The sequence below is a fragment of the Deinococcus sp. QL22 genome (genome assembly GCF_023370075.1).
Lineage (GTDB): Bacteria > Deinococcota > Deinococci > Deinococcales > Deinococcaceae > Deinococcus.
Genome location: NZ_CP097149.1, coordinates 2,119,508 through 2,144,256 on the forward strand (window position 1 = coordinate 2,119,508; position 24,749 = coordinate 2,144,256).

Below are 24,749 nucleotides of genomic sequence, written 5' to 3' on the forward strand. Positions count from 1 at the left end.
ACGCGTGCCGCCGCGCCCCTTATACTCCCTAACGCTCGTGCGCTGCGTTTGACGCTGTAGGCAGGGCAACTGTAGAGGTCTGCGGGCCGATCCAGTTTTGCTAACGGTGGGGCGTCGTCTAACGGCAGGACTCCGGTCTCTGACACCGTCAATTATGGTTCGAATCCATACGCCCCAACCAACAAGAAAAAGCCTCTGCTTCGGCGGGGGCTTTTTTTGTGTCTGAGACAGTCCGGATGCCTGTCAAAGTAAATTGAAAACGCAAATCACTTTATAAAGTAAACTGTGTCTTGCTGACCATCTCTAAACGTGACTGGTGGTACGCTCAGGCCATGACCAGTGCCCAAAACCCTATCCAAGACCTTGACGTGGTGATCGTGGGGGGCGGCCCCGCCGGATTGACCGCCGCCATCTATACGGGCCGCGCCAACCTGTCCACCCTCATTCTGGAAAAGGGCTTGCCGGGCGGCCAAATTGCCCAGACCGAGGAAGTCGAAAACTACCCCGGTTTCCCCGATCCGATTCCCGGGATGGAACTGGCCGAGCGCATGGTGAAGCAGGCCGAAAAGTTCGGCGCACGCATTGAAATGGATGAGGTGGAATCCATCGAATCCACGCCCCAGCACCATCCGTATATGTTTACGGTGCGCGGCTACAGCGGCACCTACCGCGCCAAAAGCGTGATCCTGAGTACCGGGGCCAACCCCAAGCGCCTGAACGTGCCTGGTGAGGAAGCCTACTGGGGCCGGGGCGTCAGCACCTGTGCCACCTGCGACGGCTTCTTTTACCGCGGCAAAAAGGTGGTCGTGGTGGGTGGCGGCGACGCCGCCGTGGAAGAGGGTCTGTTCCTGACCAAGTTTGCCGATGAAGTCACCCTGATTCACCGCCGCGACACCCTGCGGGCCAACAAAGTCGCGCAGGCCCGCGCCCTGGCCAACCCCAAAATGAAGTTCATCTGGGACACTGCCGTCGAAGAAATTCAGGGCGACGGTAGCGTCAGCAATGTGCGCCTGAAGAACCTGAAGACCGGAGCCGTCAGCGACTTTGCCACCGACGGCGTCTTCATCTTTATCGGCCACATTCCCAACACCGACTTCGTGAAGGGTACGGTCAAACTGCGCGACGACGGCTACGTGGACGTGACCGACGAGATCTACACCAGCGTCCCGATGTTGTTTGCAGCAGGTGACGTGAGTGACCATGTGTACCGCCAGTTGGCGACCAGTGTCGGCGCAGGCACACGCGCCGCCATGAGCGCCGAACGCGCCCTGGCCGCATTGGAACTGGAAACGGTGACAGCTGCCGACTGAGGACGCAGTTGTTGCAGAGGGGAGGCCGGGCCACTGCGTCCAGCTTCCCCTTCTTTCTTCCATCCGGCCGACTTCCCACTCTCTGAGACTTTTGTTACAAACCTGCGTTTACGCTTATTCTGTCTCCATGCTGCACCTCTCGCCCCTCCAGCGGCTGATTCGCAAGGTGCGCGGCTACGCGGGCAAGGCGCTTCGCCTGAGCCGGAGCCTGAGCATTCGCACGGCCCAGCCCGAAGACAATTGGGCCGCCGAATATCTGACGCCCGAAGAAGCCCGCGTGTACGGCGGGATGGACGCCCGTGACCGCGAACATGCCTGCCGTGTGGCCCGCCACCTGCTGCGCGATTATCCCCAAGCCGAGCCAGAAGTAGTGGCCGCCGCCCTGCTGCACGACTGCGGCAAAAGCCTGCGCCCGTATTACGTGATAGAGCGCGTGCTGGTGGGCCTGATTCCCAACCGCCTGGCACGGCTGCTGCCGCCTGTGGGGGCCATCGGCATCCGGGCCAATCACCCGGAATTGGGCGCACAATTGCTGGCCCGCGCCGGAGCAAGGCCGCGTGTGGCCCGACTGGTGGCCCGCCATCATCACCCGGTAGGCGATCCGGATGCCGCGCTGCTGCACCACTACGACGATCTGGAATAGGGGAGAGACCATGGATTCTTTAACGCTTGCCACCCAACGCCTGACCGACGCCCTGGGTTCTGTCCTAGAACGGGGCCGAACCACCGGCATTTTCGCCCTTTCGCTGGGTGGCCCTGGCAGTGTGCCTGCGCTCACCGATCTGGACAGGCCCGAACTGCATCTGGATCTGTGGCCCGGTACGCCCGCCGAGGCGGCGCTTATTGGACTGGGCTACACGCAGCAACCCGGCGGCACGTTCCTGCATCCCGGCGGTTGGCGAGTCGTTGTTGCGGAGGAAGGCACGGCCTGGGCCACCGACCAGGCGGCGCTCCGTGATCTGCTCCTGACTGTGCCCGACGCGGCTCAGCGTTACCGCGCCGCTTTTCTGCAGTCTGGCCGCACCCATGCAGATGCTGTGTTGCTGCCCGATGCTTATGCCTACCATGCTCAAACGGTGGGGTTTGCTCCAGCGCTGTTTGCTGCCCAGACGCTGGCCCCGCTGAACTTGCCCTGGATGCTGGCAGGTGGCTGGGCGCTGGATGCGTGGCATGGCACGGTCACGCGCCCACATTAAGACATAGACGTGACTTTGCCCCGGCACAGGCAAGGCGAAGTGCGGGAAGCGTTGGCGTCTGCAGGATGGCGGCTGGACGCCTGCCGGGCTGGGACGTATCACGCTTGGACAGCTCCGATAGAGGCCCCCGACCACCAGGCCCACGCACGCCATTCAGGGTTGCCCCACGTCCAACTGCTGGATGTGCTGCTCACCGACTCTGATGATGAAACGTGGATTTACCGCCGCGACCCCCGCGTGACCTTGCCAATGGGGCAGGCCCGCCTGATCGGCGCACAGGGCCTGCCCCATCTGGCCCCAGAAGCCGTGCTTCTGTTTAAGAGCCGCACTGCAGGCCGTGATCCCAGAGGCAAAGACCAGCGCGATTTTGCCCGCACCCTGCCCACGCTGAAGACCGAAGCCCGCGCATGGCTGGAAGGTGCCTTACAACTCACGTCGCCGGGGCACGAATGGTTGGCGGCGCTGGTGAATTGATCAGCCTGATGCCCACGAAAAAAACAGCCCTGAGGTCGCCCCCAGAACTGTTTCTCGGTGTACTGCGCTCAGACTTTAATCGTGCTCGTGCATCCCCGCGCTGTGGGCATGGCCGTGTTCCAGTTCTTCGGAGGTAGCGTCGCGCACGCTCATCACCGTCACGTCAAAGTTCAGCACCTGGCCTGCCAGCGGCGGATTAAAGTCCACTTTCACGGTGTCGCCATCCATGCTCATGACCGTGAAGGGCAGCACGCTTCCGTCCTCAGCCTGCGCGTAGTAGGTGGATCCCACTTCAATGTCGTCCTCGAAATCGGCGCGGTCTAATTCATCCACGTTGTCTTCGTCGCGGGGGCCGTAGCCGTCTTCGGGCTGCACCGTCACTTGCAGCGTTTCGCCTGCCGAGCGGCCTTCTATGGCCTGCTCCAGGCCGGGAATGATGTTGCTGTGGCCGTGCAGGTAAGTCAGCGGCTCGCCCGGCTCGCTCCGATCAACGATTTCGCCGTCTACGGTGAGTTGGTAATCCAGTTCCACCACTTTGTCCTGGGCAATCTTCATGGTCATGAGGTCTCCTGTGGCCGCTGGTTCCGGCTCGCCCAACTCCGAGGCGTCAATAGTCAAAATGTCTCGTTCGTCGTCGTGGTCGTGCATTCCGGCGGTGTGGGCATGACCGTGTTCCAGTTCTTCGGGCGTGGCGCCGCGCACCGTCAGCACCGTTACGTCAAAGTCCAGCACTTCTCCGGCCAGAGGCACATTGAAGTCCACCCGCACGGTGTCGCCGTCTATCTCCAGCACCGTAAACGGCACCACTTGGCCGTCCTCGTCCTGCGCGTAGTAGGTCGCTCCGACTTCGATATCGTCGTCAAAGTCTTCCCGGCCCAGCACGTCTATATTGTCTTCGTCGCGTAGGCCGTAGCCGTCTTCGGGCTGCACCGTCACCTGTAGGCTGTCGCCCACGCCTTTGCCTTCCAGCACACGCTCTAGGCCGGGAATGATGCCGTTGTGTCCGTGTAGGTAGGTCAGCGGGTCGCCGGGTTCACTGGCGTCCATAGTTTCGCCGTTCACCCTGAGCTTGTACTCCACTTCCACCACTTTGTCCTGAGTAATCTTCATGCGCTCTCCGTTCCCCCGCTGACTTGCTGCGGGCATTGCCCAAAAGTGTACCCTCTGGGGTGCCTGACTGGGCGGCGTATGGCCGAACCGTGAGAAATTGCATCTCAACTCCTTCAAGAATTCAGCCAGCATAAATCCGCTCTGCCGTATCCTGCCCGCATGACTGCCGCCCGCCCGCCTGAGTTTCCTATGTTCGTCAGTGTGGACGAAGCCCGCCGGATGCTGGCCGCCCTGCTGCCGCCGCCCGAAACCGAGTGGGTGGGTGTGGGGCAGGCGCATGGGCGCACGCTGGCCGAGCCTTTGACCGCGTTGGTCAGCCATCCCAGCGCCACCGAGAGTGCGCTGGACGGAATCGCCTGCCGCGCCACCGATACGCTGACGGCCTCCCAGTCCACGCCCACGCGCCTGCAAGTGACCGGGGAAAGCCGCGCCGGAGTGCCCTTTGCCGGAACGGTTGGCCCTGGCGAGTGCATCCGCATTTACACGGGTGCGCCCATGCCCGCCGGAGCCGACGCGATTGCGCCCGTAGAACAGTTGCTAGACGACGGCCCCGAATTTGTAATGGTGCAGCGTCCCGCCAGCCCCGCCGATGTGCGCCCGGAAGGCGGCGACTTTCGCGCCGGAGAACAGGTCATGCCTGCTGGACTGCTCCTGACCGCGCCGCGTGTGGCGTTGGCTGCCGCGCTCGGCCACGCCCGCATCCCAGTGCGCCGCAAACTGCGTGTGGCGCTCCTTTCGACCGGAGACGAAGTGATCGAACCCGGCCTGCCGCTGCTGCCCGGTCAGGTGTACGACAGCAACCGCATTGGTCTGAGTGCCATGCTGCACGACTCCGGCTGCGAAGTGCTGCCCCTCGGCCACGCGCCTGACAGCCCGGCAGCGCTTCAGGCGGCCATAGACAGCATCGGCGGCGCAGATCTGCTGCTCACCAGCGGCGGCGTCAGCATGGGCAAATATGACTTTATGCGTGACCTGCTGATCGGTCAGGGCCGCGTCTCGTTCTGGAAGGTACGGATGCGGCCCGGTGGCCCCGCGCTCCTCGGCGGCTGGAACGGCCTTCCAGTCTTCGGCCTGCCGGGAAATCCAGTCAGCAGCCTCGTGGTCTTTCATGTCATCGTGCGTCCCGCCCTGACCGGACAGCCCGTGCAGACACTCCGCCTGCGGGCGGCCACACCCTTTCGCGGCATCCCCGACAAAATGGCCTTCTGGCGGGCCAATATCGTGGGCGGCGGGGTGCATGACTACGGCCAACAGGGCAGCGGTGTTCTACGGTCTCTCAGTGAAGCCGGGGCGCTGGTGGTGGTGCCGGAAGGCGGCGGCGTGGCGGTGGGGGAGGATGTGGACGTGGTGTTGCTGTAAGTGCACTGCTTGGGAAGCGATGTGTGGGCTGTAGAACGTGCTAGCCGACTTTTCTGCCCTTTCCTGCCCGCCACACCAGCCACATCAACAGGGGTTGCAGCGGCAGCCTCAGCCACAGCGCCCATTCCGGCAGCGGGCGATAGCGTTCGGCGTTCACGGCCATATTCAGATTGGCGGGAAATACGGTCAGCAGCAGCGCCAGCAGACCCAGGCGTGCGGCGGGGCGCGTGGCCGGATGCAGCAACCCCAACCCGCCCGCGATTTCCGCGGCTCCACTGAGCAGTGTGGCTGTGCGTGCAGGCATCGGCACCCAACTCGGCACGATTGTGTCGAACGGTTGCGGCCGAACGAAATGCATCACGCCCGCAAAAGTAAACAGGGCAGCCAGGAACAGCAGATCAGGCGTGAGCTTAGGCGGAAGCTTCATTCGATTAAAGGCGCGGCAGGGTCACACCTGTTTGGCCCTGATACTTGCCTTTACGGTCTCCATACGTGACTTCGGGGCGCTCGCCTTCAAAGAAAAGAAGCTGCACACAACCTTCGTTGGCGTACATCTTGGCGGGAAGCGGCGTGGTATTGCTAAATTCCAGCGTCACATGACCTTCCCAGCCGGGCTCTAAAGGGGTCACGTTGGCGACTATGCCACAACGCGCATAAGTTGACTTACCCACCGCTACGACCATGACATTATCCGGAATTTTCATGTATTCCAATGACCTTGCCAATACGAAACTGTTGGGTGGAATGATAATTGTTTCTGATTGAATATCCACAAACGAGCGGTCATCAAAGTTTTTGGGATCGACCAGTGCACCGTGGACATTGGTAAATACCTTCCATTCGTCGGCGCAGCGCAGGTCATAGCCAAAGCTGCTGAGGCCGTAGCTGATGACCTGCGCGTTGTCTGAAGTGCGGACCAGTCGGTCTTCAAAGGGCGTGATCATGCCCTCCAGGGCCAGTTGCCGGATGCGCCAGTCGGGAAGAATGCTCATAGGCTGCATGGTAGCGGGTGACGGGTAGGGTGCGGGCGGGCTAGGCTGTGCGGGTGCGTGTGGCAGTGATTTCGGATGTGCATGGCAATGCGTTTGCGCTGGACGCCGTGCTGGCAGAGCTTCGGCAGGCTTCTCCTGACCTGATCCTCAATCTGGGCGATCAGGTGGAGGGGGTGGCCGACCCGGCGCAGGCCGCAGAAGTACAGGCTGAACTCGCTTCCGCCGGGGCGCTGGAAGTGCGCGGCAACAACGAGGAAAAGCTCTGGCCGGAGGGTCGCCGCTCGGCCCTGTCGCGCTCCTTTGGCGAGTGGCTGAGCGGGCAGGTGGACGCCCCCGCTCTGGCACGCCTGGCTGCCCTGCCTCTCACGGTTTCTGCGCTGGACGGCGAACTGCTGGCCTGTCACGGCACCCCCGATAGCGCGTGGCACAGCCTGCTCTGGGAATGGCAGCCTGAAGGGGCAGGCCCGCATGGTCAAAGTGGCAGGGGCTTTTACCGCTCCCGTGACCCGCGCCGGGTGCTGAGGCAGCTCGAACCACTGTATTTGGGGGGGCGGGGCACGGGCGTGGTGGTTTGCGGCCACACCCACCGCCCCGGCGCAACCCGTGTGGGCAACATACTATTGGTCAATGCTGGAGCCGTCAGCGATCAGGTAGATGGCGATCCCCGCGCCCGCTGGACACTGCTGGAGCGGCGTGCAGGCGCGTGGTCGGTGAATTTTTGCGCCGTGCCCTATGACGTAGAGGCCGCCGTGCGCTGGGCCGAAACCCATTCTCCGTTCGGAGCCTTTGTGGGCGGCATGCTCCGCAACGCCACCTTTGATGGGCGCGGAGTGGGGGAGGGGCGTTGACGGGCGAAATACAGGCGGTACGCTGGGGTGAATGAAACCGTTCTCACTCCATCGGAACCCGGTCAAAGCCTGCCAGTCTCTGGCCTTCCTGCTCTGTACGGGCCTGGTTTCCGGCGCGGCGGCCCAGACTCCAGAATTGCGGGCCTGCGGAGGCACAGCGGGCGCTCCGGCGTGGGCGGCGGTACCCGCCAAGGCAGGAGCCATCTACCGGGGCACGGTGGGCACGTTGTCTGTGGTGCTGCAACTGGGTGAGGGGCTGGATGGTGGTGCAGCGCGGTATTACTACGAACGCAAGGGCATCAATATAGAACTGACCCCGTTTCGCAGCGGAGAGAGCCTGATCTTGCAGGAAGAGGTCTGGGATGGCCCAATGGCAGGCCGCGTGGTCACAGGTTGCCTGACGCTGAATCGCCTGACCCTGGACAACAACGCCGCAGGATTCACGGGCACCTGGGCCAAACCCACCGGGCTAGGCACGCTGCCGGTGCGCCTTGCCCCGCTGAATGTCGTGGGCGTGGCCCTGAAGTTGCCGCCTTCCCCCGGCCTGCTGAAGCTGAAGACGGCTGACCCGCTGGCCTTCCTGAAACTGAACCGGGCGTGGACAACGCAGGCGGGGGGCAAAAGCGTGCGCGAGCCGTTGTCGGGCGTGGTTTATCCGCGTATGCCGGGGGCCAGTGCTGGCCTGAACGCCGCCCTGCAAGACCGCGAGCTGGAACACGCCGCCAACGCGCTGGACTGTGCCTACAGGTTGGGCAGCAGCGACATGGCCGAGGGTTACGAACTGAACGCGGCCATCACCTACACGTCGGTTAAATTGATCAGCCTGCGCGAGGATGCCGGGTATTACTGCGGCGGCGCACATCCCGACAATTTCAGTGTCGGCGTGATGCTAGACCGCGCGACTGGGCGTGCCGTGCCCCTGCCGGCCATCTGGCCCAGGTTGACCGCCGCCCGCCAAAAGGCGCTGTATCTGAACCGTTTGCCCGCCGAGGTAGACGCTGAATGCCGCGATGTGCTGCGTGAGATGGGGAGCGAATTTACCGCCCACCTGACCCGTGCGGGCCTGAACCTGACGCCGACGGGCCTGCCGCATGTGGTGGGGGCGTGTGCCGAAACTGTCGTGGTGCCGTTTGCCAGCCTGAAAGCCGATGCCAACGCCCAGGGGGCGTACTACCGCGAGTTCTACCGCTAAGCGCTCTTTCTGACCAAAGAAAAACGCCCCAGCATTGGCCGGGGCGTTTGAGTGCGGGGCTGCGTTTAGCGGTTGCTAGACAGTCGCAGGATAAACAGGAACATATTCATCTTCCTTAGATGGTAGAGATATAGCTGCTAGCTGGTTCTTAGCGTCTATGACAGCATAAAAGCTACCCTACCTGCTTTAGCCTCTTCTGCCCCACGGTAGTCGAGGCTTCTTCTTTTTTGATTTGCCTACAGCGTCATATTCTGCTTTGATGTGCGCTATCAACTGAGATGTTCCGGTCTCAAGCTTGCTGATTTCATCCTTAGTAGCTAACAAACACTCTTTTGCCTCTTTCTGAAGGCTATTCGAGATATCCATTATACTCTCTATCAAATCAGGAAAAGTAATGGCGTTTTCTATACTTTGTTTCTGAAAGAATATATGTATCTTAAAATACAAACTATACAGCTTGTTATGAGTCTCTTTACTGGAGACAAGTAGATCATTTTTGTACTTTATAAAGGGTTCATCATTGAACCAAACAATGCTGTGATTCATTTCAAGGATAATCGTACTTTCTAGGGCTGTGTTCAATCCTCTAAATTCTTCGGAGTTGATCCAGCTATATGTCTTTTCGTCGTATTCGGATGCTATTAATAGTATTTTGTGAATTTGTTCAGCTGGCATAACCTTATTAGCGTGTGCAGCTTCAAGAATCGATATAATATCGTTTAGACTACTCTCGTTCTTCTTGAGGAAGTTAACGTAGGTTTTATTTAACGAGGCGAGAGACTCCATACTTTTGTCTCCAGAAGCTTGTATCCTCTGTCTGTTTAAAGTCTCTTCCTGCCTATTAAATTCCCTAGTCTTGAGTATGCCGTTGTATATGATTGTTAGAAGAACGCCAATAATTGCAGCTGTAGCTGTTGCATAGGGTAATAGGGCTTCTAAGAGTGCTTGGAAGGACACACCCCCACTCTACCCGGCCTAGCCCGTGCTTCCTGCTGCACATGTCCTATGCCCGCTACGCTGGTCATAGTCCATCTCAATAGAGCAGTGTGAGAGTAGATGGTGTGGAAGCGCATAGGAAGGTCATAGAGGCACTATTGATCTCGGCTGAAGTTTACGACGGAAGGTAGCTATGAAGCAGCTGTTTTGGCAGCCGGATATATCGAACGCGCTGCCAACCGACCCGGAGTCGTGCCTTCAACACCTTCAAGGTTTGCGCGCAGAAATTGCCTAAAATATTGCGCTTCACGTAGGCCCAGACGAGTTCAATAGGATTCAGTTCCGGAGCGTATGGCGGCAGATACGACAAGGACAGCCGTGTTTCAGCAGCAACGAAGGCCGTGACGGCCTTCGTTTTATGGATGCTGGCATTGTCCAACACCACCAGGAGATCGCCTGGAATGTGCGTCAAGAGGTGTTGAAAGAAGCGAATTACCTGGGGGCCTGTGAAGGCCCCCTGCTGCGTGTGCTGCAGAAACTGGCCGGCACTGGTGATCGCCCCTAGGGTGGACACCTTGTCCCAACTGGCTTTGGCGAAGACCACCGGAGTCTGCCCACGCAGAGCCCACGTCTGCTTCACGGTGCCTTTCAAACTGAACCCCACTTCGTCGAGAAAGACTAAAGTCGCGCCCGCAGCTACTTTTTTTTCAGTTCCGGAACCGTGGTTTGGATCCAAGTCGCCACGGCTTCTGGGTTCTGTTCCAGAGCGCGTTTATCGGGTTTCTGACGAGAAAAACCTAGCTGGTGCAAGATTCTGCGGACGTGATCGCGATGATGCCAGATGTTGAACTGACGACCGATGACGTCCCTGACCCGGAGCGTCGTCCAACTCACGTCCGGGAAGCCGTGAACCTGCGCCCCTTCGTTGAGGAGGCGCTTCAGCGTCTCCCGTTGCTCTGGGGAGAGCGCCGGCGCTCTCCCCGTAGTGACGGTGGCCTGCAGGGCGTCTGACCCCTGCTGCCGCAGGCGTTGTCTCCAAGTGCGGAGGGTACTCATCGAGACCCCTAGGAACTCAGCCAGCTCTTTGGAACTATGCTGCTGGGTCTCGAGCAGCTGGAGGAAGTGCAGTCGACGTTCTTCAAGTTGAGCTCGCGTAAGGTGCGAGGGTCGCCAATGGTCGGTCACCCACACAATCTATCGTCTTTTACTTCAGCCGAGATCAATAGCAGCGGCATGAACCATAGACAGTACCCTCTCGTAAAACCGATGCTACAGCGGCTGACGGGCTTTCTCCCTTTCACGTATCGATACACCAATTAAGGTACGGGTAGGATCACTACTTTTAGAAATCTCCTAGCCGTACTTTAAATACTCCACCTGGTTACTTGACTGGAATTAATTAAAGACCGGGCCAGGATCGTACCCTAAGGCAAATCTCCTCCCGTACTATAAATAGGCTAAACCAATTAAAGGTCGGCTAGGATCTGGTCTTACGAAAATCTCCTTCCGTACTTTAAATGCACTGCACTAGTTGTAGTGCATCGCTACTTTTGGAAAGTAAAAACCCTAGGTGCGCCGTATAATAGACCTCTTGCGAAAGTCGTGGGCTAAGCTGGTAGCGTGGAGCGAGACCGTCTGACACGCACGCTGAAGATGAACCGCAAGCAGTTTCGTCGACGCACCGGGGTTTCCCCGGAAACGTTTGCCGAGATGGAAGAGGTGCTGACCCTCCGCGAAGGACGGAAGAAGAAATCTGGCCGCCCAGCCGCGCTGAGCGTGGCTGAACAGCTGCTGATGACCCTAGAATTCTGGCGTGAGTATCGAACCTTTGCACACCTGGGTGACGATTGGGGTGTGCATGAAACCACCGTGCACCGCACGGTGCAACGCGTGGAAGCGGCATTGATCGCCAGTGCGCACTTCCAGATGCCCAAGAAACGCGTATTTCAGGAAGCGCAGCTCGTCTATAGCATTGTCGCGATTGATGCTTCTGAGGTCCCGTGTGAACGGCCCAAAAAAAGCAGGGCGGTTGGTACAGCGGGAAGAAGAAGCGCCATACCCTGAAGTTTCAGGTGCTGATGTGCACGGTGACACAGCGCATCCTGGGCACCGCCACGAGTGCTGGGGCCGTTCATGATCTGAAGCTGTTCCGTCAGTCTGGCGTGCGGCTGCCCAACGAGACGGCGCTGATCGGGGACGCTGGATACCAGGGACTCTGGCGGAGCCACGGGCATGCCATCACCACCCATAAGGCGACGCGAGCGTCGCCTCTGTCAGCCGAACAGCGCCAGGATAATCGTGTGCTGGCGCAGACCCGGCAGGGGATCGAGCATGTCATCCGTCGCATGAAAATCTTCCGCGTGTTGAAGGGCGTGTACCGACATCGGCGACGTCGGTTTGCACTCCGGGTTCAGCTGATCGCTGCGCTCTGTAACCTCACCCGCGCACGTCCCGCCTGACTTTCGCAAGAGGTCTAATAGAAGTATGAGATGTACAAAGTACATCCAAAGGAGAAGACATGAAAGAGCAGAGAGTAAACATAAGATTGGACAGCAAACTACTAGAAGAACTCAAGGCATACGCGGCTGCTAACGATAAGGCATACAGCATGGTTATCAGGGAAGCAGTGAGGCAGCACATTAGGGGAGGTAAACAGTGAGGGTCTAGGATAGCCTCTACAATTATTGTAGTAGACCTCTACAGAAAGTGTAGATAACCTCTACAGAAACTGTAGACTATAAAGAAATATAATAAATAAATATTATAAAAAATAATATATAGACTACAGAAAGTGTAGAGGCTTAAGTTTAGAAAAGTACGTGATTTAAGGATTAGGTAAGTAAAGCATATTTAGGCAGATTGACAAAGTATAGGAGATAAGGTAATGACTAAAGGTAAGAATGATGGATTCTTTATGATAGATAACAATGTGGTAGATGGTGGAACTCTAGCGGCTATGAGTGGATCAACAACAAAGATCTATATAGCGCTGGTGAGGTTCAGTAACAGTGGTAAGAGTACGGCATGGCCTAGTTACTCTAAACTGCGGGAATGCGCTGGGTTAGGCAGCGACAGCAGTGTAAAGAAAGGTATTGATGAACTTGTGAAGTTGGGTGTAGTTAGCATGTCGAGTCAAGGTAACAACCTGAAGAGTACGGCTAACACGTACAAAGTGGTAAGTCTGGGTGTAAAGAGTCATAACCCATCGGCGGCTGTATCAACACCTGTACTAACTCACCCTGCTCTATTGGGTAACTCAGTGGACACAACACCTGTGGAGTTAGCTGAGGCGGTAGCAGTAGCACCTGCTGGTGGTGATGGTGAGTCTGCTGAGTGTGCGAATGAAGCTGTAAAAGATATGGATGCTTTGATGATGCTTGCTGGAGAGATTTATGATTTAGCTGTGACGGCTAACTATACAACAATTACGTCTATCGACAAAGATAAGTGGTTAAGTTCATACGAGAGATTAGCTTATGATTACTATGATCAGACAATGCAAGCGCTACAGCAGAGACAACAAAGCCTAATTCTGAGGTTTGCTAACTAAGATTTGATACAACTCAACTATAAGGAGGTGAGTATGAAGAAAGGAAGAGTAAACATATATCTTGATGACGAGACTATGGAGGCTGTTAAGAAGGAAGCAGCTATAAGAGGTGTAGCAGTGAGTCAAGTCATACGAGAGATGATTAGAAGCAGTATTGATGGATAAGTGTTATATAAGATATATGCTTTAGTGGAGGCCTCATTGACTATCCCGTAGGGGTGGGAGGTCTAATTAGATAAACATACTAGATAGGATTAATAGGAGATTTAACATGACTAAGTACAAAGAAGACAACTTTTGTGAAACATACGTAATCGGTATGAAAGTGGAGAATAGATTCAATGACTATCTTGCCTATAAAAAGAGAGAAGTGCTGGAACGTTCAAGTGGCTATCAACCCAAACATGATTTTAGATTTATAGATAAGAATGGTATTAGAACATCTGCTGAAGTAAAGACCTGCACACGTGTATCAAATGATGTACCTATAGAATACGAATCCAGAGGCAAAGCATCAGGAATAGTGTCAACAGAAGGTTTCTATTTTGTGGTGTACTGCATCGAAGATCAGGCATTTTACGTAGCTAAATCTGGTGAATTAATGGAGTGGCTAGATTCAAATCCAAGAAGCTATATCAGCGTCAAGAATACTTCTAACAGTAGTGAAACTAAGCTTTACCTAATAGATAAGTACACATGGAGAGACACGTTTTCGGTCGTCGATTTAACGCATGTGGCTATGCTTGAGAGGGAGGACTTATAGGACGTGAAAGGGAGATGCGCCTTAACAGCGGTATAAACCCACACGCACGCGCAAATATCGGCAAAAATAGAGGATTTCTCCTGAATTCTGCCGATATTTACTGAAATGTAGGCTTGCCTCTTGACAAACCGCCAAAAAAGCGGCACTTTTGGGGTAGGGGTAAGCCGATAACGACAACAGCACAAACAAGAAAAATTCCTTACCGGCCCGTAGGGCCATACGCCGCGCCCCCGGCCCCAGCAGGCCCGCAGCGGTGGAACGAGTACAACCAATACAACCCGTCTATGACAGTGAAAACAACCTGTCGAGGCGGGTCTGTTTTGCTATACCCCCCGGGGGTTGTTTTTCTGGACAGTGTTTTTCCATAGGGGGTAGGAAGTACCCGCGCGTTATTCTGTTTTTTACGTATAATTTGCTTTAATTTAGTCTAAAACATAGCCCTAGAAGCGCATAGCAGCCACCACACGGGCAAGGAGTGCGTGTCAGGCATTCTCTACCATTGGGGATTTTCAAGCCCTTATTTTGGCTTACAGAGGCAACTTCCCGGCTATTCAGACACACCTTGCTCTACTGGAGACGACAAGCGGGCAACGTGCCTTTGCGTGGCATCAACCCACTAGAGTGAGGTTATGAAGGCTGAGATTGAAGTGGTTTATCAGGACTCTACGGCCATCATCTTTGAGTCTGATCTACGGGGCTATCCTAGCCTTGCTATTCAGGGAGACAAACTCGGTCTACTCGCTATCCATGCCCGTGAAGCTTATGAACTCATAGGACAGGGAGAGGTAAATGAAGACAGTCTGTATCTACTGGAACGAGTTGCTGAGACGCTTAGCTACCTCAATGACCTCTACAAACAGTACGGTCAGCGATGATAAGTCGTATTATCAACGGTACATAGGCTGGTACAAGCCATAGATGCCATAGCAAAAGCAGGGGCGGAAAACCCATGCTTGAAAAAGACCTCTTTACTTGTGGCTGGCTTTCCAGTCTTTTATAAATTGCTGATATCCAGACTCAGCTATTTTGCTAATCTCATCGTCAAAGCTACGTTTATCTTTGTATTTACCTCCTTTGGTAGCCATATAGCTTGTGGCATAGTTGTAAGGATTCTCTTTGGTTGGATTACCCTCAAGGAATACAAACGATTCTAAGCGATAGTCATTTCCGAAATCTGAGTAGTCATATGTGACGTAGTTATTCAGATGATATTCACAGTCTTCCTTCTCACCAGGTACAAATCCCATTTCCAATAGCGTATTTACTACCTTAAGAGGCTGTTGAGGAGTTGCATACTCCTCACCTCCAATGGGATAAATCTTGATTGCTGAGATGCTTTGCTTAAAGCAAACATCCTTGGCACTTACATCAGATAGGTTCACGGCGGAAGCACTTCCCATCAGGAAGGCAGCAAGTAGCAGGGGCTTCTTCACCCTCTCAGTCTAGCGAGGCGATATGTCCTTACTCCCACAAGAAGTGGCAGCGTAGATCACCCTGTAGCCCTGTCTGCTGCTGGTGTGTCTATGGTGACGAGGACAGCCTAGAGGCTAGTCATGAAGCCGTCAAGCTGCTGTACCACGCAGAAAATCAATAGGACTTCTTTTAGCAGACTTCTCCGTTCTACCTCTAGTAGCAATTTGCCAGAGAGATACACTATCCGGTACGCCTTCTGCCTTTCTCTACTAAAAGAGAAATACCCTATGCTGTGTAACATGGAAGATGTGAGGACATATTTGATCTACACCCGCGTTAGCACAGGCGCACAGGATGAGAACACTATTGATCTCGGCTGAAGTTTACGACGGAAGGTAGCTATGAAGCAGCTGTTTTGGCAGCCGGATATATCGAACGCGCTGCCAACCGACCCGGAGTCGTGCCTTCAACACCTTCAAGGTTTGCGCGCAGAAATTGCCTAAAATATTGCGCTTCACGTAGGCCCAGACGAGTTCAATAGGATTCAGTTCCGGAGCGTATGGCGGCAGATACGACAAGGACAGCCGTGTTTCAGCAGCAACGAAGGCCGTGACGGCCTTCGTTTTATGGATGCTGGCATTGTCCAACACCACCAGGAGATCGCCTGGAATGTGCGTCAAGAGGTGTTGAAAGAAGCGAATTACCTGGGGGCCTGTGAAGGCCCCCTGCTGCGTGTGCTGCAGAAACTGGCCGGCACTGGTGATCGCCCCTAGGTGGACACCTTGTCCCAACTGGCTTTGGCGAAGACCACCGGAGTCTGCCCACGCAGAGCCCACGTCTGCTTCACGGTGCCTTTCAAACTGAACCCCACTTCGTCGAGAAAGACTAAAGTCGCGCCCGCAGCTACTTTTTCAGTTCCGGAACCGTGGTTTGGATCCAAGTCGCCACGGCTTCTGGGTTCTGTTCCAGAGCGCGTTTATCGGGTTTCTGACGAGAAAAACCTAGCTGGTGCAAGATTCTGCGGACGTGATCGCGATGATGCCAGATGTTGAACTGACGACCGATGACGTCCCTGACCCGGAGCGTCGTCCAACTCACGTCCGGGAAGCCGTGAACCTGCGCCCCTTCGTTGAGGAGGCGCTTCAGCGTCTCCCGTTGCTCTGGGGAGAGCGCCGGCGCTCTCCCCGTAGTGACGGTGGCCTGCAGGGCGTCTGACCCCTGCTGCCGCAGGCGTTGTCTCCAAGTGCGGAGGGTACTCATCGAGACCCCTAGGAACTCAGCCAGCTCTTTGGAACTATGCTGCTGGGTCTCGAGCAGCTGGAGGAAGTGCAGTCGACGTTCTTCAAGTTGAGCTCGCGTAAGGTGCGAGGGTCGCCAATGGTCGGTCACCCACACAATCTATCGTCTTTTACTTCAGCCGAGATCAATAGCCAGTCACGGCAGATTGAGGCCTGTGAGAAGTGGGGTATAGAACACGAGTGGACACGCATAGACCATATCCACGACACCCAAACGGGTAAAAGCTATGAGGCACGTGCTGGTATCCAGAGGGTACTTAGCCTAGTGGACTCAGGGAGAGTCACGGACGTTATCTGCTATAGCGTGGATCGGACAGGTAGAGAGGCTATGGTCATCCAAAGCTTCTTTAGGGACGTGTATTTGCGTGGTGGAAGAATTACCATCATCACTAAAGGTAAGACCTACAAAAGCTTTAACGAGATCAAAAAAGACACACTGTTCGATGTAGCAGTAGCAGAGTGGGAAAGAAGCACCATCGTAGATCGGATGCAAGAAGGCAAGATGTACGCTTTTCTAGAACTAGGAAGCTTTATCTTCGCCCCGCCGTATGGTTACAACATCAGAAGTAAGCGTGTAGAACACGGTAACCAAAAACTCAAGTTTAACTACCTAGATATAAACGAGTATGAAGCGGCTAAAGTACGGCTAATACTCGATAAATACATAGAAACTAGATCTATCATGCAAACTGTGCAGTTGGTAAACAAAGAGGGTATTAAGACCAAGCGTAATGGCGTATTCACTGCTATACAGCTTAAGGACATGCTGCTAAGAGTGGACATGTACGCGGGTAGACCAAGAGAGGAGGTCTATCAGGGTGTGACTCGATACACCACTAGCCCAGCAATCATCACAGGGGTAGTAGCAGACACAGTGAAGGAACTGCTTGCTGTGACTCCCAAGAAGGTGAGAGGGTCAGACCTAGAGATACAGCCGTTCTACAGGCTGATTACCTGTGCTTGCTGTGGGAGTCATGCCAGCGGTAGCGCGGGCTGGAAGCGGGAGAGGAAAGGCACGTATGGCCTTACCTGCGCATCACTCAGGAAGCAGAGGAATGAGGTCAACTTCTTAGGCAAAGTGGTAGACAAAGGGACTGCTTGTCTGTCTCAGATAGCCTTAAACCACTTTATCAGGGCGCTGAAGCAGTTCCTCGTCAACGTAGACATAGAGAACATAGAGACACAGTTTGAATATGAGGTGTCAAAGCAGATCGCACAGCTTAGGCGGATACAGGCTGCTGTATCTAAGGGTGTAGCTAGGCGTGATGAACTCAAGGTGAAGCAGTCTAAGCTAGTCGATGCAACCATCAAGCTTGCTGGTAATGATGAATTTGCTGTGCTGGTAGGTGCTTACTCCGAAGCCCTGAAAGAGATACAGCGTGAGTTGGCACAGATAGACCTTGACGTTAAAGCTGGTGAAGCTGACCTAGCCACGAAATTTAGGGTGTTTGAGTCTCTAGATATTTCGCTGGATGAACTCAACAAGCATGTGACTCAGCCTGTGGTGACTAACCTCAGCCTGTCTGACTTATCGCCTGAGAAGCTAAAAGCGTATGGCGATAGATTTAAGCCAGAGGGAAGCTTGATACAGGAACTCAAGCAGGCAGAGGCAGTGCAGCTACATGCGGCATTTATCAGCAAGCAAGCAGAGGGGATCAAGGCCACTTTAGCCAAGCTATCTGAAGACCTGGAAGCGGATAACTACGATGGGGTAAACCGCACCATGCACAAGCTAGGGCTACGGTTCATGGCTGACTTCTCCGATAGACAGCAAAATACCCGGACAGCATCTATCCGGGTAATGGTGGACTTTGAACCGATTGAGAAGCTTCTAGCCCCTACTGGTGTTAGCGGCTGCTGGACAGTCTCAACAAAAACAGGAACATATTGATGAAGTTGAGGTACAGCGAGAGCGCCCCGTTGATGGCAGCCCGCTCGGCCATTTCGCCCGTAACGCCGCTGAGGGCCATCTTGCGCAGCATTTGCGTGTCGTAGGCGGTGAGGCCCGCGAACAGCAACACACCCACAACGCTGATGATCAGGCTCAGGGTGCTGCTAATGAAGAAGATGTTGATGATCATGGCGATGAACAGGCCGATGATGGCGAACATGAAAAAGCGGCCCATCGCGCTGAGGTCACGTTTGATGGTGAAGCCGATGATGCTCATGACTGCGAAGGTTCCGGCGGTGGTGGCAAAGGCATTGATGACGGCGGCGGGGCTATAGGCGAACAGCAGGGCGCTGAAGGTCAGGCCGGTCAGGACGGCGTACACCATGAACAGCACGCCAGCAAGGGCACTGCTCATGCGCTGCACTAAGCCCGCCAGCACGAAGACCAGGGCCAATTGTGCCAGCATCAGCGGCAGGCGCAGGCCCATGACCTGCATGGCCAGCGTTTCATTCTGGGCCGTGAAATAGGCGACTCCGGCGGTCAGGGCAAGTCCGGCAGTCATCCACGAGTACGTCCTGGCCATAAAGGTTCGGACAACATTTTCCGTTTGTACATTGGTGGTTGGATAGGATTGCATACGCCTTAAGATACGACCTTTATTCCAGAAAAGTTCCCAAAATGCGTGAAGCGGCCTTGAGTCTGACCGGGCAGTTTGTCCTTGCGTTCTGGGCTGGAAGATTTGGGCCAGACGCTCTGAGTCCCTCAACCTTCGTTGTCTGAGGCTGGTGGGCTACAGTCAGGCATGACGATCAATACCGAAGCCGACCTGCAAGGGATGCAGCGTGCAGGACGCGTGGTTGCCGAAACGCTCCGGACACTGAAGGCGGCCATCTGTCCCGGCGTGACCCCCGCCGAACTTGACGCCCTTGCTGGGCAAGTGTTCCAGCAGCATGGGGCCAAATCCGCCCCACGCATGACCTACAACGCCCCCGTCAACGTGTTCATCAGCGTCAACGACGACATTGTGCATGGGCTGCCGACCCAGCGCCCGCTGGCGGCGGGCGACGTGGTGAGCATCGATGTCACGCCGTTTGTAGATGGCTATATTGCCGACGCTGCGGTTACGGTGGCGGTGCCCCCCGCCTCACCAGTGGTCATGCGCCTGATCGAATGTACAGAGGCTGCGTTTCAGGCTGGGATAGCGGCGGCCAGAGCGGGGCGGCCCGTACATGCGATTGGTCAGGCCGTCGAGCACGAGGTCAACCGCCGGGGCTTTACCGTTCTGAGGGAACTGTTCGGGCATGGCGTTGGCCGCGCCATTCATGAGGAACCCAATGTGCCGAACTATTACCGTCCGAGGGACAGAATGAAGCTGCACGAGGGCTTGGTCATCGCCGTAGAACCGATGGTGTCCACCGGGCGCTCACACCGCGTCCGAACCTTGCGCGACGGCTGGACGCTGAGCACCACCGATGGCGGTCTGGCCGCTCACTTTGAACATACCGTCATGATCACCAAGGGCCAGCCCCTGATTCTGACCGCCTGATTTGTTTTTCCCGCTCAGCGCCGCACCAGTAGAGCCAGCGGGAAGTCTTCCAGTACTTTTCCCAGCGCCACCTTGTCGCCGCGCACCCGCACGGTTTGCCCGGTCAGCAGGTTGTCGTAGGTGCCGGGGCGAGGCATGGAGAGTTGGCGGTTGCCCCAGGCTTCTCCCACGGCCCACGGCGTTTTCTCGCGGGTCAGGCTGAGGCTCAGGCGGGGGGCGACGGTGACGGCCACGCGCCCCTTATCCACCCCAGTCGAATCAACAGCGGCCCGCGCAAAGGCCAGCAGGTATTTCCCGGCCTCTATCGGGCGGTAGGTGCCGTGTTGAAACAGGTCGGGATGCTGGGTTCGGGCCTGTAACCCTGCCCAGGTGACCAGCAGTTTCACTCCACCATCAGCGTAGTTGTCCAGCAACTCCGAGGCCAGTTTCAGGCCGTCCGAGCCGTGCCGTTTTTCTATTCGGCCCATCAGGCGGCCCAGACGGGCATAGTCCACCGGGCGGCGGTTGTCAGGGTCAACCAGACTCTGGTTCCAGCCCTCCGTGCCCTGATAGGTATCGGGCACGCCAGGCGCGGTCAGGCGCACCAGCGCGGCGCTCAGTCCGTTCTGGGCACCGTAGGGGCTGATGCGGGCATGCAGTTCTTGCAACCGTTCCGTGTAGCGTTCATTCGCCAGCAGGCCGCGTACCATGTCTTCCAGCGCCGTTTCATATTCCTCGTTGGGGCTGGCCCAACTGGTTCGCAGCTTGGCCTCCCGCGCCGCTTTGGTCATGTACGCCACGATCCGGTCTGGAAAATCGGCCAGTTGGCCGTCCAGCGGATAGGCTCCCAGGATGGTTTGCAGCAGGGTGTAGGTGTCGGGCGCATTGGGGGCGCGGCCCAGATCCAGGTCAGTTTCCAGCGTCCGCAGGAGCGGCGACCACTCGCTCAGGTGCGCCGCCCACGTCTGCGGCATCTCCGAAATCACGCTGATGCGGGCGCGGGTGTCTTCGCCACGCTTGGTATCGTGGGTGCTGAGGGCCAGCATCGCGGCGGGCCAGTGTTCGGCCCGGTCTTTGGCTGCCGAATGAAAAGCGCGGGGCGGCGTGCCGAACAGGGCCGGGTCGCCGCCCACCTCGTTCAGAGACAGCAGGCGCGGGTAGCGGTAGAAGGCGGTGTCTTCAGCCCCTTTGGCCGTCACCGGGCCAGTGAGCTGCTGAAACCGCAGGGCAAAGTCGGCATACGCTTCGCGGGTGGCCTCATCCGGCGCGTCCAGCGTCAGCACGGCCCGCAGGAAGTCGAACACGCTGGCATCCACCGCCCCGCCGCCCTGCCGGGTATGGGCTTTGGCGTCGCGGATGGCGTGGTCAATTTTGGCATTGTCGCCGGGTTCGCGTTCGCCGCCCGCCCGCACATAGGTTCGGTACACTGGGAAGGTGGCGATCACTTCGCGAATAGCGTCACGCAGGGCGCTGAGCGTGAAGTCGCGGTATCGCAGATCGGCTTCGGCCAACAGTGCCAGATGCTCGGTCAGCACGTTCACTTCTCCGGGCAACGACACGCGCTGGATCAGGTGTTTACCCCGGTACAGGTGATCGCCGTAAGAGTCGCGGTCTCCGGTGAAGCGGCGGTAGATGGCGCTCAGTTCCTCGGCGTTGGCTCCTTCCACGAACACGCCGCCCAACTGGGCCAGAAAGTCGTAACCGCTGGTGCCGTGTACCGCCCACGCTTCGGGCAGCCGCTCGCCGGGTTCCAGGATTTTCTCCGCCACGACATAGAGCGGGAGGGTTGATTCGTCCTCTGGCACGCCCAATGCCCGCGCTGCGCCCATCTGGAGCGCCCGGAAATAGCCCGCCGGGTCGAACAGGCCGTCGGTGTGATCGAGCCGCACACCCGTAAATACGCCGTCGGCAATCAGTTCAAACAGCTTGGCGTGCGCCCAGTCGAACACGCGGGGGTCTTCCATCCTCAGCGCCGCCAGATCGTTGATGTCGAAGAAGCGGCGGTAATTGATCTGCTCGGAGGCCACGCGCCAGTTGGCAAGGCGGTAGTTCTGCTCCTGCATCAGCCTATCTAAGCGCTCTGGTTCGGCGTTCACTTCCTGCACGGCGGCGTCCAGCACCTTCCGCACGGTGCCAGACGCTTCGGCCAGCGCGGCCAGTCGCCGTTCCATCACCTCCACTTCTTGGGCGCGGCCCACCCGGTCTTCGTCGGTGAGGGCAGCATCGGTAGAGCGCGGCAGGTTGGACACGCTGCGGGCAATACTCGCCAGTTCGCCGCGAATGGCAGGGGCGGTGGTGGCGGGTAGATGCTCGGTTACGCGCTCCAGCAGGGCGGCCAAGCTGCGCGGTGACATGGGCAGGCGTCGCTCGTAATACCGAAAATGAAAGCGCCCGCCGTCGCGCTCCAGCCGCAGTTCCCGGCGTTCCAGCACCCGCCCGTAGGCGTCGCCCAGCACGGGCAGCAACACCTTGCCCTCCAGCGCCCTTTTCAGGGGTGACCAGGAAATATCGAAAAAGTGCCCGTAGCGGCTGGCCTGCCCGTGCGCCAGCACATCTTCCCAGTAACGGTTGTGGCCGCCCTGAATGCCCATGTGGTTGGGCACAAAGTCCACCACCACGCCCATACCCAGCGCCCGCGCCGCCGCTGACAGCTTGCGCAGGCCCGCCTCGCCGCCCAGTTCCGGGTTGATGCTGGCATGATCGGTCACGTCGTAGCCGTGCGTGCTGCCGGGCGCACTCGTCCACACGGGCGACAGATACACGTCGGTAATGCCCAGCCGCGCAAGGTAGGGGAGAACCCGCCGCGCCGCCGCAAAACCGAAGCCAGGGTGCAGTTGCAGGCGGTAGGTGGAAGAAGGGATGTGAGGGGTGGCCTGTGCGGTGTGAGACTCCTGGGCTTCGGCTTCTGGCAGGGTTTGGGTCATGCCTGCCCGCCCAGCAGCACGGCCTCACCGGGCCGCAGGGCCGCAGCATCCGAGGGGTCAAACTTACTGCGGCCCTCGCTGTGGCGAATCACTTCGGCAGGCAGGTTCAGATTCAGTGTTGCCAAATCCGCTTCCTCCCGCCCCGTGTTCCAGAGCAGCAGGCGCGTTCCGGCGTCGGTCTGGTGGCGCACCCACACCACATCGCCCTCATTTCCAGCCTGAATATTTCGGCGCAAACGCTGACGCAGCACTGGGTCTTCCCGCCGCAGCCACAGCAGGTCACGGTACAGCGCCAGCGTGCGGGCGTGTTCGCCTTCCTGCGCCTCCTGCCAGTTCAGCTTGGCCTTCAGGTGGGTGCCTTTGGCCTGCGGATCCAGAATCTCCTGACTGGAAAACGACTCGAAGGTGCCAAATTCACGCTTCCGGCCTTCCGACACCGCCGCGCCCAGTTCGCCGTGATGGTCACTGAAAAAGGGGAACGGCGCACTGGACGCCCACTCCTGTCCCTGAAACAGCAGCGGCGTCATGGGCAGTGTCAGGAGCAGCATGGAGGCCCCCCGGAACGCCCCGTCCGACACGCGGTCAAGGTGATGCACTCGGTCACCAATGGCGCGGTTGCCCACCTGATCGTGGTTCTGAATGAAATACACAAAATTGGATGCATCAAGGGCGTCGGCTTTCTTTCCGCGCGGCCTGTTTTCCTCAGCCCAGTACTGGCCCTCGAAGACCCATCCCCGGTTGATCACATGTGCCAGCGCCGCTGCCCCGCCCCGGTACGCCGAGTAGTAGCCGTCCTGATCGCCCGTGAGGGTCACGCGTACCTCATGGTGGAAATCGTCTACCCAGATGCCGTCCAGGTGGTACTCGGTGACCAGTTCGGGCAGGTTGCGGTAATCCTCGGCCAGCAGCAGGTGCGTGCCGCCCAGCTTGTGTACCTCCTGCGCCAGCTCCTGCAAAATATGCACTTCCGAGTCGTCCTGCATGGCCTGGGTGGCGTCCAGTCTCAGGCCGTCAAAGTGGTAATCGCGCAGCCACATGCGGGCATTCCCGGTGATGTAGCGGCGCATATGTACCTCGGCGTAATCCAATCCCGCTCCCCAGGGACTGGAAAACCGATCCGTAAAATAAGACGGTGCGTAGACGGCCAGGTAAGCTCCATCTGGCCCAAAATGGTTATACACCACGTCCAGAATCACAGCCAGGCCCAGCCCGTGCGCGGCGTCTATAAAGGATTTCAGCTCTTCGGGCCGCCCATACGGGGCGTAGGGCGAATACAGAGCTACGCCGTCGTAGCCCCAGCCGCGCTCGCCGGGAAAGGCTGCGATAGGCATCAGTTCGATGGCGGTGATCCCCAGTTCTGCCAGGTAGGGCAGGCGTTCCTGCGCGGCGCGGTAGGTGCCTTCCGGGGTAAAGGTGCCCACGTGCAGCTCGTAAAACACGCAGTCTTCCAGCTTCAGGCCACGCCAGTTGGTGTTCACCCACTCGTGTTCTTCCACGTTCACCACTTCGGCTTCGCCGTGAACGCCATCAGGCAAAAACTGGGCGTAGGGATCTGGCCGGGGCACGCCGTCCAGCAAGAAAATGTAGCGGGAGTCGGCGCCGACAGGCAATTCAGTTTCAAAAAAACCGTTGCCCTGTGCTGGCATAGGGTAGATTTGTCCGTCTACCCGCACCTCGACTTGCTGGGCGGTGGTTGTCCAGACCCTGAAGCGGGTTCCGCCCCCAGGAACAGGATGAGCGCCGAGGCGAGAAGCGTGGGCGGCAGTTTCGGGGAGGTGCGCGTTCAGATTCGAGTCAGAATTCGGGGCTGAATTCGGTTGGGTCTGGTCAGAAGTGGTCATGGTCAGTCTCCTTGAGCAGGCCCGCCTCACGCCAAACAAATTGCTACAGCCAAAAAGACCCGGCGTGAGCGGGCGACGGATCAGCGTAGGAACCGCGCGCCTGACAACAGTGAGAGCAAGGTAAAGT

The 24,749-nt window shown here is 57.4% G+C and carries 25 protein-coding genes, 1 tRNA gene and 2 pseudogenes; 17 read left to right on the forward strand and 11 right to left on the reverse strand.

Features of this window, described 5'->3' with window-relative positions; translation table 11 throughout:
• Nucleotides 1-107: 107 nt before the first annotated feature.
• The 5 genes from M1R55_RS10625 (at nucleotide 108) to M1R55_RS10645 (ending at nucleotide 2,980) form a co-directional block, all read left to right on the forward strand.
• Nucleotides 108-181: transfer RNA gene (locus M1R55_RS10625), tRNA-Gln, on the forward strand.
• Between the two features lie 151 nt (nucleotides 182-332).
• Nucleotides 333-1,310, forward strand: coding sequence for a thioredoxin-disulfide reductase (gene trxB / locus M1R55_RS10630; protein ID WP_249391742.1), 978 nt, complete (start codon nucleotides 333-335; stop codon nucleotides 1,308-1,310).
• A 127-nt stretch (nucleotides 1,311-1,437) separates the two neighbouring features.
• Nucleotides 1,438-1,953: an HDIG domain-containing metalloprotein gene (locus M1R55_RS10635; RefSeq protein ID WP_249391743.1), complete on the forward strand. Its 516-nt coding sequence runs from the start codon at nucleotides 1,438-1,440 to the stop codon at nucleotides 1,951-1,953.
• A 10-nt stretch (nucleotides 1,954-1,963) separates the two neighbouring features.
• On the forward strand, nucleotides 1,964-2,506 hold the full coding sequence (locus tag M1R55_RS10640; protein WP_249391744.1) for a hypothetical protein: 543 nt from the start codon (nucleotides 1,964-1,966) through the stop codon (nucleotides 2,504-2,506).
• 9 nt (nucleotides 2,507-2,515) lie between these two features.
• Nucleotides 2,516-2,980 carry a hypothetical protein gene (locus tag M1R55_RS10645; protein WP_249391745.1) on the forward strand — a complete coding sequence of 155 codons (465 nt, stop codon included), beginning with the start codon at nucleotides 2,516-2,518 and terminating at the stop codon, nucleotides 2,978-2,980.
• A gap of 75 nt (nucleotides 2,981-3,055) precedes the next feature.
• Here the strand turns inward: M1R55_RS10645 and M1R55_RS10650 are convergent, their stop codons facing one another.
• Together M1R55_RS10650 and M1R55_RS32090 are read right to left on the reverse strand one after the other, a co-directional pair.
• Entirely contained in the window at nucleotides 3,056-3,535 is a 480-nt protein-coding gene (locus M1R55_RS10650; protein ID WP_249394193.1) for a peptidylprolyl isomerase, read from the reverse strand.
• Nucleotides 3,536-3,934: 399 nt separating this feature from the next.
• A pseudogene (locus M1R55_RS32090) lies at nucleotides 3,935-4,369 on the reverse strand (peptidylprolyl isomerase); the annotation flags it as partial.
• On the opposite strand from M1R55_RS32090, the gene glp reads away from it, so the two are divergent.
• On the forward strand, nucleotides 4,250-5,449 hold the full coding sequence (gene glp / locus M1R55_RS10660) for a gephyrin-like molybdotransferase Glp (protein WP_249391746.1): 1,200 nt from the start codon (nucleotides 4,250-4,252) through the stop codon (nucleotides 5,447-5,449). The pseudogene M1R55_RS32090 and the gene glp sit on opposite strands and share 120 nt — an antisense overlap.
• 40 nt (nucleotides 5,450-5,489) lie before the next feature.
• Here the strand turns inward: glp and M1R55_RS10665 are convergent, their stop codons facing one another.
• Nucleotides 5,490-5,876, reverse strand: coding sequence for a DoxX family protein (locus M1R55_RS10665; protein ID WP_249391747.1), 387 nt, complete (start codon nucleotides 5,874-5,876; stop codon nucleotides 5,490-5,492).
• A 4-nt stretch (nucleotides 5,877-5,880) separates the two neighbouring features.
• Nucleotides 5,881-6,441, reverse strand: coding sequence for a dCTP deaminase (gene dcd, locus M1R55_RS10670; protein ID WP_249391748.1), 561 nt, complete (start codon nucleotides 6,439-6,441; stop codon nucleotides 5,881-5,883).
• A gap of 53 nt (nucleotides 6,442-6,494) precedes the next feature.
• On the opposite strand from dcd, the gene M1R55_RS10675 reads away from it, so the two are divergent.
• Together M1R55_RS10675 and M1R55_RS10680 are read left to right on the forward strand one after the other, a co-directional pair.
• On the forward strand, nucleotides 6,495-7,289 hold the full coding sequence (locus tag M1R55_RS10675; protein WP_249391749.1) for a metallophosphoesterase: 795 nt from the start codon (nucleotides 6,495-6,497) through the stop codon (nucleotides 7,287-7,289).
• A 31-nt stretch (nucleotides 7,290-7,320) separates the two neighbouring features.
• Entirely contained in the window at nucleotides 7,321-8,481 is a 1,161-nt protein-coding gene (locus tag M1R55_RS10680; RefSeq protein WP_249391750.1) for a hypothetical protein, read from the forward strand.
• Between the two features lie 186 nt (nucleotides 8,482-8,667).
• Here the strand turns inward: M1R55_RS10680 and M1R55_RS10685 are convergent, their stop codons facing one another.
• Both M1R55_RS10685 and M1R55_RS10690 read right to left on the reverse strand, forming a co-directional pair.
• Nucleotides 8,668-9,438 carry a hypothetical protein gene (locus M1R55_RS10685; protein ID WP_249391751.1) on the reverse strand — a complete coding sequence of 257 codons (771 nt, stop codon included), beginning with the start codon at nucleotides 9,436-9,438 and terminating at the stop codon, nucleotides 8,668-8,670.
• A 154-nt stretch (nucleotides 9,439-9,592) separates the two neighbouring features.
• A protein-coding gene (locus M1R55_RS10690) for an IS630 family transposase (protein WP_249391752.1) occupies nucleotides 9,593-10,602 on the reverse strand; the annotation gives its coding sequence in 2 pieces (ribosomal slippage) (nucleotides 9,593-10,116 and nucleotides 10,116-10,602; 1,011 coding nt in all).
• A 468-nt stretch (nucleotides 10,603-11,070) separates the two neighbouring features.
• Here M1R55_RS10690 and M1R55_RS10695 point away from each other — a divergent pair.
• From M1R55_RS10695 to M1R55_RS10715, 7 genes are all read left to right on the forward strand, one after another.
• A complete protein-coding gene (locus tag M1R55_RS10695) occupies nucleotides 11,071-11,481 on the forward strand; it encodes a transposase family protein (RefSeq protein ID WP_249391753.1) in 411 nt (136 codons plus the stop codon).
• A gap of 8 nt (nucleotides 11,482-11,489) precedes the next feature.
• Nucleotides 11,490-11,876, forward strand: coding sequence for a transposase family protein (locus M1R55_RS10700; protein WP_249391754.1), 387 nt, complete (start codon nucleotides 11,490-11,492; stop codon nucleotides 11,874-11,876).
• Between the two features lie 59 nt (nucleotides 11,877-11,935).
• A complete protein-coding gene (locus M1R55_RS32095; protein WP_371827102.1) occupies nucleotides 11,936-12,076 on the forward strand; it encodes a ribbon-helix-helix protein, CopG family in 141 nt (46 codons plus the stop codon).
• Between the two features lie 225 nt (nucleotides 12,077-12,301).
• On the forward strand, nucleotides 12,302-12,967 hold the full coding sequence (locus M1R55_RS10705; RefSeq protein ID WP_249391755.1) for a helix-turn-helix domain-containing protein: 666 nt from the start codon (nucleotides 12,302-12,304) through the stop codon (nucleotides 12,965-12,967).
• 75 nt (nucleotides 12,968-13,042) lie between these two features.
• Nucleotides 13,043-13,132: a hypothetical protein gene (locus M1R55_RS32100; RefSeq protein ID WP_371827186.1), complete on the forward strand. Its 90-nt coding sequence runs from the start codon at nucleotides 13,043-13,045 to the stop codon at nucleotides 13,130-13,132.
• Between the two features lie 106 nt (nucleotides 13,133-13,238).
• A complete protein-coding gene (locus M1R55_RS10710; RefSeq protein ID WP_249391756.1) occupies nucleotides 13,239-13,730 on the forward strand; it encodes a hypothetical protein in 492 nt (163 codons plus the stop codon).
• 629 nt (nucleotides 13,731-14,359) lie between these two features.
• Nucleotides 14,360-14,605 (forward strand): hypothetical protein, encoded by a 246-nt coding sequence (locus tag M1R55_RS10715; protein ID WP_249391757.1) that lies wholly within the window; start codon nucleotides 14,360-14,362, stop codon nucleotides 14,603-14,605.
• 93 nt (nucleotides 14,606-14,698) lie between these two features.
• On the opposite strand, the gene M1R55_RS10720 is transcribed toward M1R55_RS10715, so the two are convergent.
• Both M1R55_RS10720 and M1R55_RS10725 read right to left on the reverse strand, forming a co-directional pair.
• Nucleotides 14,699-15,163, reverse strand: coding sequence for a hypothetical protein (locus tag M1R55_RS10720; RefSeq protein WP_249391758.1), 465 nt, complete (start codon nucleotides 15,161-15,163; stop codon nucleotides 14,699-14,701).
• A gap of 363 nt (nucleotides 15,164-15,526) precedes the next feature.
• Nucleotides 15,527-16,532: pseudogene (locus M1R55_RS10725) on the reverse strand (IS630 family transposase).
• On the opposite strand from M1R55_RS10725, the gene M1R55_RS10730 reads away from it, so the two are divergent.
• Complete coding sequence (locus M1R55_RS10730; protein ID WP_249391759.1) at nucleotides 16,521-18,332, forward strand: recombinase family protein; 1,812 nt, start codon at nucleotides 16,521-16,523, stop codon at nucleotides 18,330-18,332. The pseudogene M1R55_RS10725 and the gene M1R55_RS10730 overlap by 12 nt on opposite strands.
• On the opposite strand, the gene M1R55_RS10735 is transcribed toward M1R55_RS10730, so the two are convergent.
• A complete protein-coding gene (locus M1R55_RS10735) occupies nucleotides 18,289-18,894 on the reverse strand; it encodes a Bax inhibitor-1/YccA family protein (RefSeq protein ID WP_371827103.1) in 606 nt (201 codons plus the stop codon). The genes M1R55_RS10730 and M1R55_RS10735 overlap by 44 nt on opposite strands.
• A gap of 240 nt (nucleotides 18,895-19,134) precedes the next feature.
• On the opposite strand from M1R55_RS10735, the gene map reads away from it, so the two are divergent.
• Complete coding sequence (gene map / locus M1R55_RS10740; protein WP_249391761.1) at nucleotides 19,135-19,878, forward strand: type I methionyl aminopeptidase; 744 nt, start codon at nucleotides 19,135-19,137, stop codon at nucleotides 19,876-19,878.
• A 14-nt stretch (nucleotides 19,879-19,892) separates the two neighbouring features.
• On the opposite strand, the gene treY is transcribed toward map, so the two are convergent.
• Nucleotides 19,893-22,781, reverse strand: a complete 2,889-nt coding sequence (gene treY / locus M1R55_RS10745; protein WP_249391762.1) for a malto-oligosyltrehalose synthase — start codon at nucleotides 22,779-22,781, stop codon at nucleotides 19,893-19,895.
• Nucleotides 22,778-24,622: a malto-oligosyltrehalose trehalohydrolase gene (treZ, locus tag M1R55_RS10750; protein ID WP_249391763.1), complete on the reverse strand. Its 1,845-nt coding sequence runs from the start codon at nucleotides 24,620-24,622 to the stop codon at nucleotides 22,778-22,780. The genes treY and treZ overlap by 4 nt, the downstream gene beginning before the upstream one ends.
• Between the last annotated feature and the right edge of the window lie 127 nt (nucleotides 24,623-24,749).

Excerpts from the sequence above, each read along its gene's own strand:
- trxB (WP_249391742.1), top strand. The coding sequence starts at position 333 with ATGACCAGTGCCCAAAACCCTATCCAAGACCTTGACGTGGTGATCGTG.
- M1R55_RS10635 (WP_249391743.1), top strand. The coding sequence starts at position 1,438 with ATGCTGCACCTCTCGCCCCTCCAGCGGCTGATTCGCAAGGTGCGCGGC.
- M1R55_RS10640 (WP_249391744.1), top strand. The coding sequence starts at position 1,964 with ATGGATTCTTTAACGCTTGCCACCCAACGCCTGACCGACGCCCTGGGT.
- M1R55_RS10650 (WP_249394193.1), bottom strand. The coding sequence starts at position 3,535 with ATGAAGATTGCCCAGGACAAAGTGGTGGAACTGGATTACCAACTCACC.
- glp (WP_249391746.1), top strand. The coding sequence starts at position 4,250 with ATGACTGCCGCCCGCCCGCCTGAGTTTCCTATGTTCGTCAGTGTGGAC.
- M1R55_RS10665 (WP_249391747.1), bottom strand. The coding sequence starts at position 5,876 with ATGAAGCTTCCGCCTAAGCTCACGCCTGATCTGCTGTTCCTGGCTGCC.
- dcd (WP_249391748.1), bottom strand. The coding sequence starts at position 6,441 with ATGAGCATTCTTCCCGACTGGCGCATCCGGCAACTGGCCCTGGAGGGC.
- M1R55_RS10680 (WP_249391750.1), top strand. The coding sequence starts at position 7,321 with ATGAAACCGTTCTCACTCCATCGGAACCCGGTCAAAGCCTGCCAGTCT.
- M1R55_RS10695 (WP_249391753.1), top strand. The coding sequence starts at position 11,071 with ATGAACCGCAAGCAGTTTCGTCGACGCACCGGGGTTTCCCCGGAAACG.
- M1R55_RS32095 (WP_371827102.1), top strand. The coding sequence starts at position 11,936 with ATGAAAGAGCAGAGAGTAAACATAAGATTGGACAGCAAACTACTAGAA.
- M1R55_RS10705 (WP_249391755.1), top strand. The coding sequence starts at position 12,302 with ATGACTAAAGGTAAGAATGATGGATTCTTTATGATAGATAACAATGTG.
- M1R55_RS32100 (WP_371827186.1), top strand. The coding sequence starts at position 13,043 with ATGGAGGCTGTTAAGAAGGAAGCAGCTATAAGAGGTGTAGCAGTGAGT.
- M1R55_RS10710 (WP_249391756.1), top strand. The coding sequence starts at position 13,239 with ATGACTAAGTACAAAGAAGACAACTTTTGTGAAACATACGTAATCGGT.
- M1R55_RS10715 (WP_249391757.1), top strand. The coding sequence starts at position 14,360 with ATGAAGGCTGAGATTGAAGTGGTTTATCAGGACTCTACGGCCATCATC.
- M1R55_RS10730 (WP_249391759.1), top strand. The coding sequence starts at position 16,521 with ATGGTCGGTCACCCACACAATCTATCGTCTTTTACTTCAGCCGAGATC.
- M1R55_RS10735 (WP_371827103.1), bottom strand. The coding sequence starts at position 18,894 with ATGACTGCCGGACTTGCCCTGACCGCCGGAGTCGCCTATTTCACGGCC.
- map (WP_249391761.1), top strand. The coding sequence starts at position 19,135 with ATGACGATCAATACCGAAGCCGACCTGCAAGGGATGCAGCGTGCAGGA.
- treY (WP_249391762.1), bottom strand. The coding sequence starts at position 22,781 with ATGACCCAAACCCTGCCAGAAGCCGAAGCCCAGGAGTCTCACACCGCA.
- treZ (WP_249391763.1), bottom strand. The coding sequence starts at position 24,622 with ATGACCACTTCTGACCAGACCCAACCGAATTCAGCCCCGAATTCTGAC.